18 protein-coding genes are annotated in these 14,721 nt (G+C 60.0%); 11 read left to right on the top strand and 7 right to left on the bottom strand.

Features of this window, described 5'->3' with window-relative positions:
• Positions 1–291: 291 nt before the first annotated feature.
• The 10 genes from BM416_RS07580 to BM416_RS07535 all read left to right on the top strand — a co-directional run bounded on the left by BM416_RS07580 (position 292) and on the right by BM416_RS07535 (position 7,313).
• Positions 292–1,266, top strand: coding sequence for a KpsF/GutQ family sugar-phosphate isomerase (locus tag BM416_RS07580; RefSeq protein WP_027604806.1), 975 nt, complete (start codon positions 292–294; stop codon positions 1,264–1,266).
• Entirely contained in the window at positions 1,267–1,791 is a 525-nt protein-coding gene (locus BM416_RS07575) for a KdsC family phosphatase (RefSeq protein ID WP_027604807.1), read from the top strand.
• A gap of 8 nt (positions 1,792–1,799) precedes the next feature.
• Positions 1,800–2,372 (top strand): LPS export ABC transporter periplasmic protein LptC, encoded by a 573-nt coding sequence (gene lptC / locus BM416_RS07570; RefSeq protein ID WP_065924291.1) that lies wholly within the window; start codon positions 1,800–1,802, stop codon positions 2,370–2,372.
• Complete coding sequence (lptA, locus tag BM416_RS07565) at positions 2,359–2,892, top strand: lipopolysaccharide transport periplasmic protein LptA (RefSeq protein ID WP_027604809.1); 534 nt, start codon at positions 2,359–2,361, stop codon at positions 2,890–2,892. Before lptC ends, lptA begins: the two co-directional genes overlap by 14 nt.
• Entirely contained in the window at positions 2,892–3,617 is a 726-nt protein-coding gene (lptB, locus tag BM416_RS07560) for an LPS export ABC transporter ATP-binding protein (protein WP_016974288.1), read from the top strand. Before lptA ends, lptB begins: the two co-directional genes overlap by 1 nt.
• A 197-nt stretch (positions 3,618–3,814) precedes the next feature.
• Complete coding sequence (locus BM416_RS07555) at positions 3,815–5,308, top strand: RNA polymerase factor sigma-54 (RefSeq protein WP_092487008.1); 1,494 nt, start codon at positions 3,815–3,817, stop codon at positions 5,306–5,308.
• Positions 5,309–5,383: 75 nt separating this feature from the next.
• On the top strand, positions 5,384–5,689 hold the full coding sequence (gene hpf, locus BM416_RS07550) for a ribosome hibernation-promoting factor, HPF/YfiA family (RefSeq protein ID WP_027604812.1): 306 nt from the start codon (positions 5,384–5,386) through the stop codon (positions 5,687–5,689).
• Positions 5,690–5,699: 10 nt separating this feature from the next.
• A complete protein-coding gene (gene ptsN, locus BM416_RS07545; protein ID WP_092487005.1) occupies positions 5,700–6,164 on the top strand; it encodes a PTS IIA-like nitrogen regulatory protein PtsN in 465 nt (154 codons plus the stop codon).
• 2 nt (positions 6,165–6,166) lie between these two features.
• Positions 6,167–7,024 (top strand): RNase adapter RapZ, encoded by an 858-nt coding sequence (gene rapZ / locus BM416_RS07540; RefSeq protein ID WP_027604814.1) that lies wholly within the window; start codon positions 6,167–6,169, stop codon positions 7,022–7,024.
• 16 nt (positions 7,025–7,040) lie between these two features.
• Positions 7,041–7,313, top strand: a complete 273-nt coding sequence (locus tag BM416_RS07535; protein WP_027604815.1) for an HPr family phosphocarrier protein — start codon at positions 7,041–7,043, stop codon at positions 7,311–7,313.
• A gap of 20 nt (positions 7,314–7,333) precedes the next feature.
• Here BM416_RS07535 and BM416_RS07530 read toward each other — a convergent pair whose 3' ends face one another.
• The 6 genes from BM416_RS07530 to pmbA all read right to left on the bottom strand — a co-directional run bounded on the left by BM416_RS07530 (position 7,334) and on the right by pmbA (position 12,587).
• Positions 7,334–8,227 (bottom strand): ZIP family metal transporter, encoded by an 894-nt coding sequence (locus BM416_RS07530; protein WP_092487002.1) that lies wholly within the window; start codon positions 8,225–8,227, stop codon positions 7,334–7,336.
• Positions 8,228–8,260: 33 nt separating this feature from the next.
• Positions 8,261–8,872 (bottom strand): superoxide dismutase, encoded by a 612-nt coding sequence (locus BM416_RS07525; protein WP_092486999.1) that lies wholly within the window; start codon positions 8,870–8,872, stop codon positions 8,261–8,263.
• Between the two features lies 1 nt (position 8,873).
• Positions 8,874–9,302, bottom strand: a complete 429-nt coding sequence (locus tag BM416_RS07520; RefSeq protein WP_027604818.1) for a hypothetical protein — start codon at positions 9,300–9,302, stop codon at positions 8,874–8,876.
• Between the two features lie 26 nt (positions 9,303–9,328).
• Positions 9,329–10,705 (bottom strand): class II fumarate hydratase, encoded by a 1,377-nt coding sequence (locus BM416_RS07515; RefSeq protein WP_092486996.1) that lies wholly within the window; start codon positions 10,703–10,705, stop codon positions 9,329–9,331.
• The gene (locus tag BM416_RS07510) at positions 10,698–11,093 is read right to left on the bottom strand and encodes a hypothetical protein (RefSeq protein ID WP_027604820.1); all 396 of its coding nucleotides are present in this window, start codon (positions 11,091–11,093) and stop codon (positions 10,698–10,700) included. The genes BM416_RS07515 and BM416_RS07510 overlap by 8 nt, the downstream gene beginning before the upstream one ends.
• 147 nt (positions 11,094–11,240) lie before the next feature.
• Positions 11,241–12,587, bottom strand: coding sequence for a metalloprotease PmbA (pmbA, locus tag BM416_RS07505; RefSeq protein WP_027604821.1), 1,347 nt, complete (start codon positions 12,585–12,587; stop codon positions 11,241–11,243).
• Positions 12,588–12,695: 108 nt separating this feature from the next.
• Here pmbA and yjgA point away from each other — a divergent pair, with 108 nt between their 5' ends.
• Positions 12,696–13,217 carry a ribosome biogenesis factor YjgA gene (gene yjgA / locus BM416_RS07500; RefSeq protein WP_017138246.1) on the top strand — a complete coding sequence of 174 codons (522 nt, stop codon included), beginning with the start codon at positions 12,696–12,698 and terminating at the stop codon, positions 13,215–13,217.
• Between the two features lie 45 nt (positions 13,218–13,262).
• Here the strand turns inward: yjgA and tldD are convergent, their stop codons facing one another.
• On the bottom strand, positions 13,263–14,705 hold the full coding sequence (tldD, locus tag BM416_RS07495) for a metalloprotease TldD (protein ID WP_065924298.1): 1,443 nt from the start codon (positions 14,703–14,705) through the stop codon (positions 13,263–13,265).
• Between the last annotated feature and the right edge of the window lie 16 nt (positions 14,706–14,721).

Genomic DNA, 14,721 nt, shown 5'->3' with positions numbered 1-14,721 from the left:
CCTCTCACTCAGACACCATGCATGCGACAAACGTTTGCAACGGTGACGCATATAGATCGCCACATGGGCTGGGCGGACCGAACTGGCGGCGAACTATATCACTGCTGGTACAGGGCGCCCAAGGCCGGAACTGCGCTAGTTCAGTTTAAGGACAGGGAAAAAACGTTGCTGGCTATGTTACTGAGGATCGATATCAGGCATTCGTTGAATAAAGCCTGACGAACTTGCGTGAGGGAATTGATCATTACCGCTATAATCGCCGACTTTTCGTCAGGCTATACGACTTCAGACATGAGCCAATCCAGCGACCTTATTCAATCCGCGCAACGCACCATCCGCCTCGAAGTTGAAGCCGTAGAAGGCTTGCTGGCCCATATCGACGCAGATTTCGTACGCGCCTGCGAGATGATCCTGGCCAGCAAGGGCCGTGTTGTCGTGGTTGGCATGGGCAAATCGGGCCACGTCGGCAACAAGATCGCCGCCACCCTGGCCAGCACCGGGACCACCGCATTTTTCGTGCATCCGGCCGAAGCCAGCCACGGCGACATGGGCATGATCACCAAGGATGACATCATCCTGGCGCTGTCCAACTCCGGCACCACCAATGAAATCGTGACCCTGCTGCCGCTGATCAAGCGCCTGGGCATCAAGATGATCAGCCTCACCGGCAACCCGGAATCTACGCTGGCCAAGGCCGCCGACGTGAACCTGAATGTTCACGTGGACCACGAGGCCTGCCCGCTGAACCTGGCGCCGACCTCCTCCACCACCGCCGCCCTGGTCATGGGCGACGCCCTGGCGGTGGCGCTGCTGGAAGCCCGCGGATTCACCGCTGAAGACTTCGCGTTTTCCCACCCGGGTGGTGCCCTGGGCCGCCGCCTGCTGCTGAAAGTGGAAAACGTCATGCATTCGGGCGAGGAATTGCCCCACGTCCAGCGCGGCACCCTACTGAAGGACGCGCTGATGGAAATGACCCGCAAGGGCCTGGGCATGACCGTGATCCTGGAAGCCGACGGGCGCCTGGCCGGGGTATTCACTGACGGTGACCTGCGCCGCACCCTGGACCGCACCATCGATATCCGCACCGCTACCATCGACGCCGTGATGACCCCCCATGGCAAGACTGCACGCCCTGAAATGCTGGCGGCCGAAGCTTTGAAGATCATGGAAGACCACAAGATCGGCGCGCTGGTGGTGGTCGATAGCGACGACCACCCGGTGGGCGCCCTGAACATGCACGACTTGCTGCGTGCGGGAGTGATGTAAATGACCAGCGACCTGTTGCAACGCGGCAAACACATCAAACTGGCGATTTTCGACGTTGACGGCGTGCTGACCGATGGCCGCCTGTACTTTCTCGAAGATGGCAGCGAATTCAAGACATTCAATACCCTCGACGGCCAGGGCATCAAGATGCTGATGGCTTCGGGCGTGCAAACGGCGATTATCAGCGGCAGAAAAACCCCCGTTGTGGAACGCCGCGCACAAAACCTCGGTATTCCTCACCTGTATCAGGGCCGCGAGGATAAACTGGTGGTTCTGGACGAGCTTCTTGGCCAACTCAACCTAAGCTATGAGCAGGTCGCCTATCTGGGCGATGATCTGCCCGACTTGCCGGTCATTCGCCGAGTGGGCCTGGGCATGGCCGTCGCCAATGCGGCGACGTTTGTTCGCGAGCACGCCCATGGCGTCACCACCGCCCGTGGCGGCGAAGGTGCCGCCCGCGAGTTCTGTGAACTGATCCTGCGAGCCCAGGGCAGTCTTGAAGCGGCCCACGCCGCCTACCTATAGAGCGTTTTATGCTGAGTAAAAAGATTCGCAACTTCCTGCTATTCGGAGTCATCGCCGCGCTGTTCCTCGCGGTGGGCTACTGGAATATCAGCCCGGGGCGCTTCCTCGACCAGCCTGCAGCGCAGGTTGAAGAAGGGGCTATCGACTATTACGCAACCAATGCCTACAGCGTGCAGTTCCTGCCCGACGGCAAGGTGCAGTACGAGATGACCTCGGACAAAGTCGAGCATTTGAAGGCCACCGAAGTCACCCTGCTGACCAACCCGGACCTGAACCTGTACCGCGGCACCGAGTTCCCATGGCATGTCACGAGCAAGCGTGGCGAGGTCAACCCGGACGGCACCGAGGTAGAACTGATTGACTCGGTACGCGTTGCGCGCACTGACGCCAAAAACCGTGACACCGTGATTACCAGCAGTCGCATGACCGTATTCCCACAGAAGCAATATGCGCAGACCGAGCAAGACGTTAGAATCGACGGCGCTGGCGGTGTATCGACTGGCAAGGGAATGAAAGCGTATTTGAAAGAAAGCAGGATACACCTGCTATCGAACGTAAGAGGACAGTATGAGGCTCGTTAAAACTCTCCCTATTTTGCTCGGTCTGGGCGCAGCACTGGGAAGCGTGAGCGCCTGGGCTCTGCCGAACGATAGCCAGCAACCGATCCACATCTCGGCTGACGATGCGCAGCTGGATGACAAGCAAGGCGTCGCCACCTATACCGGCGGCGTGATCATCACCCAGGGCTCGATGAAGATCACCGGCAACACGGTGACTCTGACGCGCACCCAGGCGGGCGATATCGACGTAGTGACTTCGGTGGGCAACCTGGCTTACTTCGAACAGAAGCAGTCGGCTACCGACACCGGCCCGATGAAGGGCTACGGCAAGACCATCCAGTATCACGCCCAGCAGAATCGCATCGTGCTGATCGACCAGGCCAAGGTACTCAGCCCCGATGGCAACTCCACGGAAGGCGAGAAGATCACCTATGACACCGTGAAGCAGATCGCCAACGCCGGTCGTGCCAATGGCAGCAAGGTCACCGCGCCACGCCCACGCATCGACATGGTTATCCAGCCGAAGAAGAAGGCCGAGTAATGGCAACCCTGAAAGCCCAGCATCTGGCCAAGGCCTATAAAAGCCGTCAGGTCGTGCGCGACGTCAGCCTGTCGATCGACAGCGGCCAGATCGTCGGCTTGCTTGGCCCCAACGGCGCCGGCAAGACCACCTGCTTCTACATGATCGTCGGCCTGGTCCAGGCGGACCAAGGTCGCGTACTGATCGACGACCTGGATGTGAGCCACCAGCCAATGCACGGCCGCGCCCGTGCCGGTATCGGCTATCTTCCGCAGGAAGCGTCGATCTTCCGCAAGCTGTCGGTATCCGACAACATCATGGCCATCCTTGAAACCCGCAAGGAACTCGACCGTGACGGTCGCCGCAAAGAACTGGAAAGCCTGCTGCAGGAATTCCACATCAACCACATTCGCGACAACCTTGGCATGAGCCTGTCCGGTGGTGAGCGTCGTCGCGTGGAAATCGCCCGCGCCCTGGCCACCGCCCCCAAGTTCATCCTGCTGGACGAACCGTTTGCCGGCGTCGACCCCATCTCGGTCGGCGACATCAAGCAGATCATCCACCACCTCAAGGCAAAGGGCATCGGTGTACTGATCACCGACCACAACGTGCGTGAGACCCTCGATATCTGCGAAACCGCGTATATCGTCAACGATGGCCAACTGATCGCCGAAGGCGACTCTGCCACCATCCTGGCCAACGAACTGGTCAAGGAAGTGTACCTGGGTCACGAGTTCCGCCTGTAAGGCCGCCTGCAAAAACAAGGCGGCGGCAGGTCGTTTGCCCGATGCGCGGGAGTCAATGAAAACCTCCGGATTTTTATTGTTACCGCGCTCTAGGCAAAGCCCCCGATATCAGGCATATAATTTGCTTATGTTTGGCGCTCACGCGCCCTGTCGTGGATGGCGCATTGCGCCGGCGAATAAGGTGTTAAGCCCCTGCCATGAAACCATCGCTAGTCCTGAGAATGGGCCAGCAGCTGACGATGACACCGCAGCTGCAACAGGCCATCCGCCTGCTCCAATTGTCGACCCTGGACCTGCAACAGGAAATCCAGGAGGCCCTGGAGTCCAATCCGATGCTCGAACGCCAGGAAGAAGGCGACGACTTCGATAATGCAGACCCATTGGCCGACAACATCGAGCAAAAACCCAATTCCGACGTACAGGAACCCTCCTACCAGGAAACCGCCCCCACGGTGGATAACCTTGAGGAAGGCGATTGGAACGAACGCATTCCCAACGAACTCCCGGTGGACACCGCCTGGGAGGACGTCTACCAGACCAGCGCCAGCAGCCTGCCCAGCAATGACGATGACGAGTGGGACTTCACCACCCGTACTTCCGCCGGCGAGAGCCTGCAGAGCCATCTGCTGTGGCAACTGAACCTCGCGCCGATGTCGGACACCGATCGCCTGATCGCCGTGACCCTGATCGACTGCATCAATAACCAGGGTTATCTGGACGAGACGCTCGAAGAGATTCTCGAGGCCTTCGACCCGGAACTGGACATCGAGCTGGACGAAATCGAAGCGGTCCTGCACCGCATCCAACAGTTCGAGCCCGCCGGCATTGGTGCCCGCACCCTGAGCGAATGCCTGCTGCTGCAATTGCGCCAGCTGCCCGCCAAGACCCCTTGGCTCACAGAGGCCCAGCGCCTGGTCACCGACTACATCGACCTGCTGGGCAGCCGCGACTACAGCCAGTTGATGCGGCGCATGAAACTCAAGGAAGACGACCTGCGCCAGGTCATCGAGCTGGTGCAAAGCCTCAACCCGCGTCCAGGCTCGCAGATCGAGTCCAGCGAAGCCGAATACGTCGTTCCCGACGTAATCGTGCGCAAGGACAACGAGCGCTGGTTGGTGGAACTGAACCAGGAATCGGTGCCGCGCCTGCGGGTCAACCCGCAATATGCCGGTTTTGTGCGACGTGCCGACACCAGCGCCGATAACACCTTCATGCGCAACCAGTTGCAGGAAGCGCGCTGGTTCATCAAGAGCCTGCAAAGCCGCAACGAAACCCTGATGAAAGTGGCCACCCAGATCGTCGAGCACCAGCGCGGCTTCCTGGAATATGGTGACGAGGCGATGAAGCCGCTGGTCCTGCACGACATCGCAGAAGCGGTGGGCATGCACGAATCGACGATTTCCCGGGTGACCACACAAAAATTCATGCATACCCCCCGGGGCATATATGAGCTGAAATACTTTTTCTCCAGCCATGTCAGCACATCCGAAGGCGGCGAATGCTCGTCCACGGCGATCCGCGCAATCATCAAAAAACTGGTTGCTGCGGAAAATCAGAAAAAGCCGTTGAGTGACAGCAAGATCGCTGGTTTACTGGAGGCACAAGGCATTCAGGTCGCCCGTCGAACCGTCGCCAAGTACCGCGAGTCCCTTGGGATCGCGCCTTCCAGCGAGCGTAAGCGTTTGATGTGACGGGCGGGCCACAGCGTTCCAGTGGCGGGTATTCCTACCCGCCGCTTTATGCACTGGCAACGAAGGAGAAGCTGTATGCAAGTCAACATCAGTGGACACCATGTAGAAGTCACCCCTCCACTACGCGACTACGTCGAGCAGAAGCTGAGGAAGCTTGAGGGTCATTTCGACAAGATCACCAACGTGCAGGTCATCATGAAGGTCGACAAGCTTCAGCAGAAAATCGAAGCGACTCTTCAGATACCCGGTGGAGAAGTGGTCGCCAATGCCGAACATGAAGACATGTATGCATCAATCGACTTGCTCACAGACAAGCTTGACCGCCAACTCAAAAAGCATAAGGAAAAGAATCTGAGCCTGCTTCAGGGCACAGGTCGTTAACTCTCCCCCCATGATCCGACTTGAAACCATCCTGACCCCCGGCCGTTCCCTCGTGAACGTGCCGGGCGGCAGCAAGAAGAAAGCCCTCGAACAAATTGCCAACCTGATCAGCAGCCAAGTGCCTGAGCTGGAGATGCAAGATGTCTTTGAGGCTCTGATTGCCCGTGAAAAACTCGGCTCCACCGGTTTTGGCAACGGCATCGCCATTCCCCACTGCCGCCTCAAAGGCTGCGAGACACCTGTCAGCGCCCTGCTGCACCTGGACGCACCTATCGATTTCGACGCGATCGACGGCGCCCCGGTAGACCTGCTGTTTGTTCTGCTGGTCCCACAGGCCGCCACCGACGCACACCTGGAACTGCTTCGGCAGATCGCAAGCATGCTCGACCGCAAGGAAGTACGCGACAAACTGCGCAGTGCCAGTAGCAACGAGGCGCTGTACCAAGTTGTCCTGGATGAACAAAGCGGGCAGTAATCATGCGTTTGATCATCGTCAGCGGCCGCTCCGGCTCGGGTAAAAGTACCGCCCTCAACGTCCTTGAGGACAACGGCTTCTATTGCATCGACAACCTGCCCGCCGGCCTGCTCCCGGAATTGGCGGAGCGGGCACTGATCCATACCGAATTGGCACAACCCCTGGTCGCCGTTTCGATTGACGCCCGCAACCTGCCGAGCCACCTCACGCGTTTTCCGGAATTGCTCGAAGAGGTGCGCGCCAAGCACATTCATTGCGATGTGCTGTATCTGGACGCCGACGAAGAAACCCTGCTTAAGCGCTTCTCAGAGACCCGCCGACGTCACCCCCTCAGCAGCCCACACCGTTCCCTGGCCGAAGCCATCGAGGACGAAACCAAGCTGCTGGGGCCGATCATTGACCTCGCCGATCTCAAGATCAACACCACCAGCCTCAACCTGTACCAGTTGCGCGATGCCATCAAGCTCCGCCTGCTGAACCAGCCGGAGCCCGGCACGGCATTCCTGGTCGAGTCCTTCGGCTTCAAGCGTGGCATGCCGGTGGATGCCGACCTGGTGTTCGACGTGCGCTGCCTGCCCAATCCTTATTGGAAGCCGGAACTGCGTGACCAGTCGGGGCTGGATCAGCCTGTGGCCGATTACCTGGCCGCGCAACCGGATGTGGAGGAGATGTTCCAGGACATTTCCAGCTACCTGCTCAAATGGTTGCCGCGCTTTGCCGCGAGCAACCGAGCCTATGTCACCATTGCCATCGGCTGCACCGGGGGCCACCACCGCTCCGTCTACCTGACCGAGCGCCTGGGCCAGGTGCTGCAACAAACCCTCAAGAACGTCCAGGTTCGCCACCGCGACCTCAGCTGAAAGGAACACCCCCGCGATGCCCGCTCTGGAAATTGAAATCATCAACAAGCTGGGTCTGCATGCCCGCGCCTCGGCCAAATTCGTCGGTATTGCCGGGCAGTTCCCTTGCCAGATCCGCGCCGGGCGCACACCTGAGAGCATGGTCGATGGCAAAAGCATCATGGCGATGATGATGTTGGCGGCCGGCAAGGGCACCAAGATTCATTTGAGCACCGAGGGCGAGCAAGAGCAGGAAGCAATGGACGCCCTGGTGGCGCTGATCAACAACTTCTTTGATGAGGGTGAGTAACCCCTACCCCCGCTGAGGCCTCATCCCAAGGCGGTATCCATCACCATCATCAAGCAGAACCCCATGCACAGCCCGAGGCTGGCGAGCTTTTCGTGACCGTTGCGGCGCGACTCCGGGATCACTTCGTGGGTGACCACCAACAACATCGCGCCAGCAGCCAGCGCCAGGCCCAACGGCAACAGCACCTCGGCCAGGGTCACCAGCCAGGCGCAAAGCACGGCGAACACCGGCTCCACCAAGCCTGACGCAGCGCCAATCAGGAATGCCCTGACCCGCGACATCCCTGCCCCGGCCAATACCAGCGCAATGACCAGACCTTCGGGCACATCCTGCAAAGCAATGCCCATGGCCAAGCTGTCGGCATCCGGCATGCCGCCGCCGGCTGAGACGCCAACGGCCATGCCTTCGGGAATGTTGTGGGCGATGATGGCAAACACGAACAGCCAGATGCGCGGTGGAATCACCGGTTTATCCGGGGTGCCCACCAACATCTCCGGACTGGCGCCGGAGACCTTGCGGTCCACCAGGTACAAACCCAATGCCCCCAGCATGATGCCGAAGCTGATCAGCCCACCTGCACCCCAGGGCGAAAGGCCAAGGGCTTCGGCAGCGGCAATACCCGGTACGACCAGCGAAAACGCGGTCGCCGCCAGCATTACACCAGCACCGAAGCCCAACAAGGTGTCGCTCAACGCCACGGGCATCCGCCGAATCACCAAGACCGGAACCGCCCCGAGCGCCGTGCCAAGCGCGCAAATCGCCCCGCCCTGCAAGGCGCGCATGATGCGCGGTTCAAGGTCCAGCCAGGCCAGCCCGTGGGCCACCAGCAATGCAGTACCTGCCAACAGCAGCAGCGAACCAAACGCATAACGAAACATTCGCACGCTGCTGATCGCCAGTGTTTCAGTGCCCATAGTCGGCCTTAGATCTTGTTATCGAAGTGAATGTCAGGCCAACGCGGCCTGATAGCGTGCGGCAACTTCCGGCCAGTTAATGACGCTGTAGAACGCATTGATGTATTCAGGCCGACGGTTCTGGTAGCGCAGGTAGTAAGCATGCTCCCAGACGTCCAGGCCGAGGATCGGCGTGTTGCCATTCATCAACGGGCTGTCCTGGTTGCCGCTGCTTTCCACTATCAGCGTCTTTTGCGGGGTGACGCTCAGCCACGCCCAGCCGCTGCCGAAACGGGTCAAGGCGGCTTTGGTGAAAGCCTCCTTGAAACTGTCGAAACCGCCGAGTTGCTCTTCAACGGCTTTTCCCAACGCGCCGTCGGGCTTGCCGCCGCCTTCAGGCGACATCACCGCCCAGAACAGGGAGTGGTTGGCGTGGCCGCCGCCTTGGTTGATGACGGCCGCACGCAGTTTTTCCGGCAATTGCTGCACGCTGGACACCAGTTTCTCTACAGGCCAGCCCGCAAATTCGGTGCCCTCGACTGCAGCATTGAGGTTATTGATGTAGGTCTGGTGGTGCTTGGTGTAGTGAATCTCCATGGTTTGCGCATCGATATGCGGTTCCAGGGCATCGTAGGCATAGGGCAAGGCAGGCAAGGTGTAGGTCATATCAATGTGCTCCGTATTGAGACGGGGTCGGCTGCACCGCAGTACCGCCCAGTAAGCGATGGGTGCGCGGGTACTCACCGTGATCGCTGATGAAATTCAACAGTTCGACGTAAGTCTTGCTGCTCTGACGCAGCGCCGCTTCCCGCAGCTGCGGGCTCAGGCGCACGTCCTGCATGGCCTGGAGCAAGCGCTGGTGAATGGCGCAGAGGTATTCGGCGCTTTCCTCGGGCTGATTCAGGCGCAGGTGCAAATCCGCCAGGTTGTGATGGGAAATGACGCAGGCCGCTACTGCTTCGTCGGCATTCGCCCAGCGCTCGAACAACACTTGAGCCAGGGCCAGGGCTTGCAGATAGGCCTCGCGAGCGTCAACCAATTCGCCCTGCATAAAGCAGCGATTGGCCCGTTCGATCGTGCGTTTCCAGTGCTCCATGGTGAGCCTCCAAAGCAGGGTCGGGTTTACACGCCGCCAGCCGTGAGTTTTTCCGGATCCAACAGGACTTCCAGTTGGCTACGGGGCAGATCGGTGTGCTCAAGGGCCACCTCAATCACCGGACGGCCCTGCTGATAAGCCTTCTTGGCAATCTCAGCGGCCTTTTGGTAACCAATGATCGGGTTGAGTGCAGTGACCAGGATCGGGTTACGCGACAGCGCTTCCTTGAGCTTGGCTTCGTTGACCTTGAAGCTGGCGATGGCCTTGTCTGCCAGCAGACGGCTGGCATTGGCCAGCAACTCGAGGCTGCTGAGCAGGTTCTGGGCAATGATCGGCAGCATCACATTCAGCTCGAAATTGCCGGATTGGCCAGCAACGGTGATCACCGTGTCATTGCCGATGACTTGGGCAGCCACCATGGCGGTCGCTTCCGGAATCACTGGGTTGACCTTGCCTGGCATGATCGAGGACCCCGGCTGCAGACCTTCCAGCTCGATTTCCCCGAGACCGGCCAGCGGGCCGGAGTTCATCCAGCGCAGGTCGTTGGCGATTTTCATCAGCGACACGGCGGTGGCTTTCAACTGGCCGGAGACGGCGACAGCAGTGTCCTGGGAGCCGATCAGCGCGAACAGGTTCTCGCCCGGCGTGAATTTCACGCCTGCCAGGCTACTGAGCTGTTGACTGAAACGCGCGGCGAATTCCGGGTGCGCGTTAATCCCGGTGCCCACCGCCGTACCGCCCTGGGCCAAAGCCTGCAGGCTCGGCAGCAAATCTTGCAGATGGCCGATGTTGGCCTTGAGTTGCTGGGCCCAACCATTGAGCACCTGGCTCATGCGCACCGGCATCGCGTCCATCAGGTGCGTGCGGCCGGTCTTGATGAATGGGTGAACCTCTTCGGCTTTCTGCTCGATCACCTTCACCAGGTGCAGCAGGGCCGGCAGCGTCTGCTCGTGCAGCACCAGCGCTGCACTGACGTGGATGGTGGTCGGAATGATGTCGTTGCTGCTTTGGCCGCAGTTCACATGATCATTGGGATTGACCGCTTCGCCGAGCAAGCGGCTGGCGAGCGTCGCAATCACTTCGTTGGCATTCATGTTTGAACTGGTGCCGGAACCGGTCTGGAAGATATCCACCGGGAAATGCCGCATGTAATCGCCTTCAAGCAAGCCTTGGGCGGCATCGACGATGGCTTTGCCCTGCCCTTCACTGATCTGCTTGAGGTCAACGTTGACCTTGGCAGCCGCCGCCTTGGCCAGGATCAGGGCGCGAATGAATTGCGCCGGCATACGTTGGTGGCTGATCGGAAAGTTGTTCACCGCGCGCTGTGTCTGCGCACCGTACAAGGCCTCGGCGGGGACTTGCAGTTCGCCCATGCTGTCGCGTTCGATACGGGTGTTACTCATCGGAAGATCCTTGCACCAGGTCAGAAACGGAAATGGAGGGAAGCAATTCGCAGGTCGCCAATTGCCAGGCAAAGGTCTGCCAGCGCTTGAGGCGGCAGGCACAGTGAGAGAGTTTTTCCAGGTCGCGCAGTGGGCGCCAGGCTTGGTCCAGACACAGGGATCGCCAATGCCACGGCAGTGCAATATCGCTGGCGGTGTCGATCAGCAGGCGGAATGAGGTTTCAGCGATAGTCCACGGATGGGTCGCGGTACAACACGCCAGGTATCGGCCCTCGTTGAGGTAATGTTCGATCAGGCGAGGCTCATTGGGATCCAGACCACAGCGAATCTGGCGACTCATCCAGCGCCAGCTTTCCAGGTAAGGATCCTCATGCAGGACAGAACTCATGATCCACACTCATCCGTTAATGATATTTATTATTAAATGATATTGAGAATCAAAACAAGAGTAACACCTCAATCCCCCTGACACACGCCCACAAAAAAGGCGCGCCATCCGTAAGAGGGCGCGCCTTTTTGTGCCGCTGTAGCGGGATTAGCTGCCTGCGACAGTCATCCGCTCGATCAGCACCGAGCCTGTGCGAATATTACTGCGCAGCTCCAGGTCATTTCCCACGGCAACGATCTGCTTGAACATATCGCGCATGTTGCCGGCGATGGTCACTTCCTGGACGGCAAACTGAATCTCACCGTTTTCCACCCAGAAGCCCGCCGCGCCACGGGAATAATCCCCAGTGACCATGTTCAGGCCATGGCCCATCAATTCGGTTACCAGCAGGCCACGTCCCATGCGACGCAACAGCGCCGCCTGGTCTTCGTCGCCATGGGTCACGAACAGGTTATGTACGCCACCGGCGTTGGCGGTGCTTGGCAGGCCGAGTTTGCGGCCTGAGTAGGTGCCGAGTACGTAAGACACCAGCTCACCGTTTTCGACGAACGGCTTGGCATACGTGGCCAGGCCGTCCCCATCGAACGCCGAACTGCCCATGGCCCGCATCAAGTGCGGACGCTCATCGATGGTCAGCCACTCGGGAAACAACGTCTGGCCGATCGCCCCTTCAAGGAACGAAGACTTGCGATACAGGTTGCCGCCGGAAATGGCACTCAGGAAACTGCCGAACAAACCGCCTGCCAGCTCCGCCGAAAACAGTACAGGCACTTCACACGTCGGCACCGGGCGCGCGCCCAGGCGGCTCGCGGCACGTTGTGCGGCACGCTGACCAATGCTGGCCGGGTCTGCGAGCAATTCGCCCTGCCGACTTACGTCGTACCAGTAATCACGCTGCATCTGGCCATTGGCCTCGGCGATCATCACGCAGCTCAGACTATGGCGCGTGGACGCATACCCGCCGATAAACCCGTGGCTGTTGCCGTAGACGCGACAGCCCTGATGCGTGTTCAACGTGGTGCCATCAGCGTTCTTGATGCGGGTATCGGCATCGAACGCCGCCGCTTCGCAGGTCAGCGCCAGCTCGATGGCCCGCTCGGGCGTGATGTCCCAGGCATGGAACAAATCGAAATCCTTCAAGTCCTTGGCCATCAGCGCCTTATCGGCCAAGCCCGAGCTTTCATCCTCAGAGGTGTGCTGGGCAATCGCCAACGCGGCGGCAACCGTTTCGCGTATGGCCTCCGGGCCGCTGGCCGACGTACTGGCCGAACCTTTGCGCTGCCCCACATACAAGGTGATGCCAAAGCCCTGGTCACGGTTGAATTCGACGGTTTCCACTTCCCGTTGACGTACCGACGTCGACAACCCCTGCTCCAGCGACACCGCCACTTCACAGGCACTGGCCCCCTGGCGCTTGGCCTCGGCAAGGATCTGCTCGACTTGTTCCTGCAGGGCCGGTAACGCTTGCGGACCGACGCTTTGGGCTGCACTCATGGTTTTCTCCACTCAAATTCTGCTTTCGGCTAAGGCCATCGAGCGACCGGGCCGGACAAGCGGCCCCCGACTGGTTATCATGGCGGCGTTTCTTTGCGGACTGCCACCATGGTTGATTCTTACGACGACTCCCTCGATGGGGAGAAAAGCAAAACCCAGGTCAAACGTGAGCTGCATGCTCTGGTTGACCTGGGCGAGCGCCTTACAACGCTCAAGAAAGACTTGATTGCAAAACTGCCACTGACCGACGAGATGCGCCGGGCGCTTGCGGACGCACCCAAGCACACCGCGAATATCGCGCGTAAACGGCACATCATGTTTATCGGCAAGCTGATGCGCGATCAGGACACTGACGCCATTCTCGCCTTGCTTGATCAAACCGATGCCTCCACTCGCCAGTACAACGAACGTTTCCATAACCTGGAACGTTGGCGTGACCGCCTGATCTCGGGCGATGACGCGGTGCTGGAGAAATTCGTGTTGGACTACCCGGACGCGGACCGCCAGCAACTGCGCTCCCTGATCCGTCAGGCCCAGCACGAGCAGGCGCATAACAAGGCGCCGGCCACCAGCCGTAAAATCTTCAAATACATCCGTGAGCTGGACGAGACTCAACGCGGTCTGCGTTGATGCCCTTCCCCGGGTGGCGGTCTTCGCCACCCGAAGCTCCACCCCTTACGACCCCGTGCCACCCACGGTGATCGCATCAATTTTCAGCGTTGGCTGGCCGACCCCTACCGGCACCGACTGCCCATCTTTCCCGCACATGCCCACACCACTGTCCAGGGCCAGGTCGTTGCCGACCATCGACACCTTGCTCATGGCTTCCGGGCCATTGCCAATCAACGTTGCCCCTTTGACCGGCGCGGTAATCCTGCCGTCTTCGATCAGGTACGCCTCGCTGGTAGAGAACACGAACTTGCCGCTGGTGATATCCACCTGGCCGCCGCCGAGGTTGGCGCAGTAGATGCCACGCTTCACCGAGGCGATGATCTCCGCCGGGTCGCTTTCGCCACCGAGCATGTAGGTGTTGGTCATGCGGGGCATCGGCAGGTGCGCATAAGATTCGCGACGGCCATTACCGGTGCGCGCCACGCCCATCAGGCGGGCATTGAGCTTGTCCTGCATGTAGCCCTTGAGCACACCGTTTTCAATCAAGGTGGTGCATTCGGTCGGCGTGCCTTCATCATCGACGCTCAGCGAGCCGCGGCGACCGGCCAGGGTGCCATCATCGACAATGGTGCACAGCTTGGAGGCAACCATCTCGCCCATACGCCCGCTGTAGGCGGAACTGCCCTTGCGGTTGAAATCGCCTTCCAGGCCATGGCCCACGGCCTCGTGCAGCAATACGCCGGACCAGCCCGAGCCCAACACCACCGGCAGCGTGCCGGCCGGCGCAGGAATGGCTTCCAGGTTCACCAACGCCTGGCGCAAAGCCTCACGAGCGTAGCCCATGGCACGGTCGTCGGTGAGGAAGTAACGGTAGTCGGTACGCCCGCCGCCGCCGTGGCCGCCACGCTCGCGGCGGCCGTTCTGCTCGACGATCACGCTGACATTGAAACGCACCAGCGGCCGTACGTCCGCCGCCAGCCCCCCGTCGGTGGACGCCACCAGGATGCGTTCCCACACACCGGCCATGCTCACGGAGACCTGCTGGATACGTGGGTCCAGGGCGCGGGTGGCCGCATCGATACGCTTGAGCAACTCGACCTTTTCCGCGCGGCTGATCACTTCCAGGGGGTTGTCCGGCGCATACAACTGCGCCACGTCCTGGGTGCTGAACGCCTGTACCGTGCCATGTTGACCGGCACGGGAGATCGAACGCGCGGCACGTGCGGCCAGGCCCAACGCCTCCAGGGTGATCGCGTTACTGTAGGCAAAACCGGTCTTTTCACCGGATTGCGCGCGGACGCCCACACCTTGGTCAAGATTGAAACTGCCTTCCTTGACGATGCCATCTTCCAGGGCCCAGGACTCGGAGATCTGCCCCTGGAAATACAGGTCGGCGGCATCGATGCCTGGCCCGGCCAGATCGCCGAGCACGGTTTGCAAGCTTTCGATGGTCACGCCACCGGGTGCCAGGAGGTGTTCACTGACTGAGGACAACAACTCGCTCATAGGTTTGGCCTTAAAT

The sequence above is a fragment of the Pseudomonas sp. NFACC42-2 genome, from assembly GCF_900116055.1.
GTDB lineage: Bacteria > Pseudomonadota > Gammaproteobacteria > Pseudomonadales > Pseudomonadaceae > Aquipseudomonas > Aquipseudomonas marginalis.
The sequence above is the reverse complement of the archived record's forward strand: the minus strand, read 5'-3'. Positions and strand labels throughout refer to the sequence as shown.

Bases quoted from the DNA above. Each gene is read 5' to 3' on its own strand.
- BM416_RS07580 (WP_027604806.1), top strand. From the start codon at position 292: ATGAGCCAATCCAGCGACCTTATTCAATCCGCGCAACGCACCATCCGC.
- BM416_RS07575 (WP_027604807.1), top strand. From the start codon at position 1,267: ATGACCAGCGACCTGTTGCAACGCGGCAAACACATCAAACTGGCGATT.
- lptC (WP_065924291.1), top strand. From the start codon at position 1,800: ATGCTGAGTAAAAAGATTCGCAACTTCCTGCTATTCGGAGTCATCGCC.
- lptA (WP_027604809.1), top strand. From the start codon at position 2,359: ATGAGGCTCGTTAAAACTCTCCCTATTTTGCTCGGTCTGGGCGCAGCA.
- lptB (WP_016974288.1), top strand. From the start codon at position 2,892: ATGGCAACCCTGAAAGCCCAGCATCTGGCCAAGGCCTATAAAAGCCGT.
- BM416_RS07555 (WP_092487008.1), top strand. From the start codon at position 3,815: ATGAAACCATCGCTAGTCCTGAGAATGGGCCAGCAGCTGACGATGACA.
- hpf (WP_027604812.1), top strand. From the start codon at position 5,384: ATGCAAGTCAACATCAGTGGACACCATGTAGAAGTCACCCCTCCACTA.
- ptsN (WP_092487005.1), top strand. From the start codon at position 5,700: ATGATCCGACTTGAAACCATCCTGACCCCCGGCCGTTCCCTCGTGAAC.
- rapZ (WP_027604814.1), top strand. From the start codon at position 6,167: ATGCGTTTGATCATCGTCAGCGGCCGCTCCGGCTCGGGTAAAAGTACC.
- BM416_RS07535 (WP_027604815.1), top strand. From the start codon at position 7,041: ATGCCCGCTCTGGAAATTGAAATCATCAACAAGCTGGGTCTGCATGCC.
- BM416_RS07530 (WP_092487002.1), bottom strand. From the start codon at position 8,227: ATGGGCACTGAAACACTGGCGATCAGCAGCGTGCGAATGTTTCGTTAT.
- BM416_RS07525 (WP_092486999.1), bottom strand. From the start codon at position 8,872: ATGACCTACACCTTGCCTGCCTTGCCCTATGCCTACGATGCCCTGGAA.
- BM416_RS07520 (WP_027604818.1), bottom strand. From the start codon at position 9,302: ATGGAGCACTGGAAACGCACGATCGAACGGGCCAATCGCTGCTTTATG.
- BM416_RS07515 (WP_092486996.1), bottom strand. From the start codon at position 10,705: ATGAGTAACACCCGTATCGAACGCGACAGCATGGGCGAACTGCAAGTC.
- BM416_RS07510 (WP_027604820.1), bottom strand. From the start codon at position 11,093: ATGAGTTCTGTCCTGCATGAGGATCCTTACCTGGAAAGCTGGCGCTGG.
- pmbA (WP_027604821.1), bottom strand. From the start codon at position 12,587: ATGAGTGCAGCCCAAAGCGTCGGTCCGCAAGCGTTACCGGCCCTGCAG.
- yjgA (WP_017138246.1), top strand. From the start codon at position 12,696: ATGGTTGATTCTTACGACGACTCCCTCGATGGGGAGAAAAGCAAAACC.
- tldD (WP_065924298.1), bottom strand. From the start codon at position 14,705: ATGAGCGAGTTGTTGTCCTCAGTCAGTGAACACCTCCTGGCACCCGGT.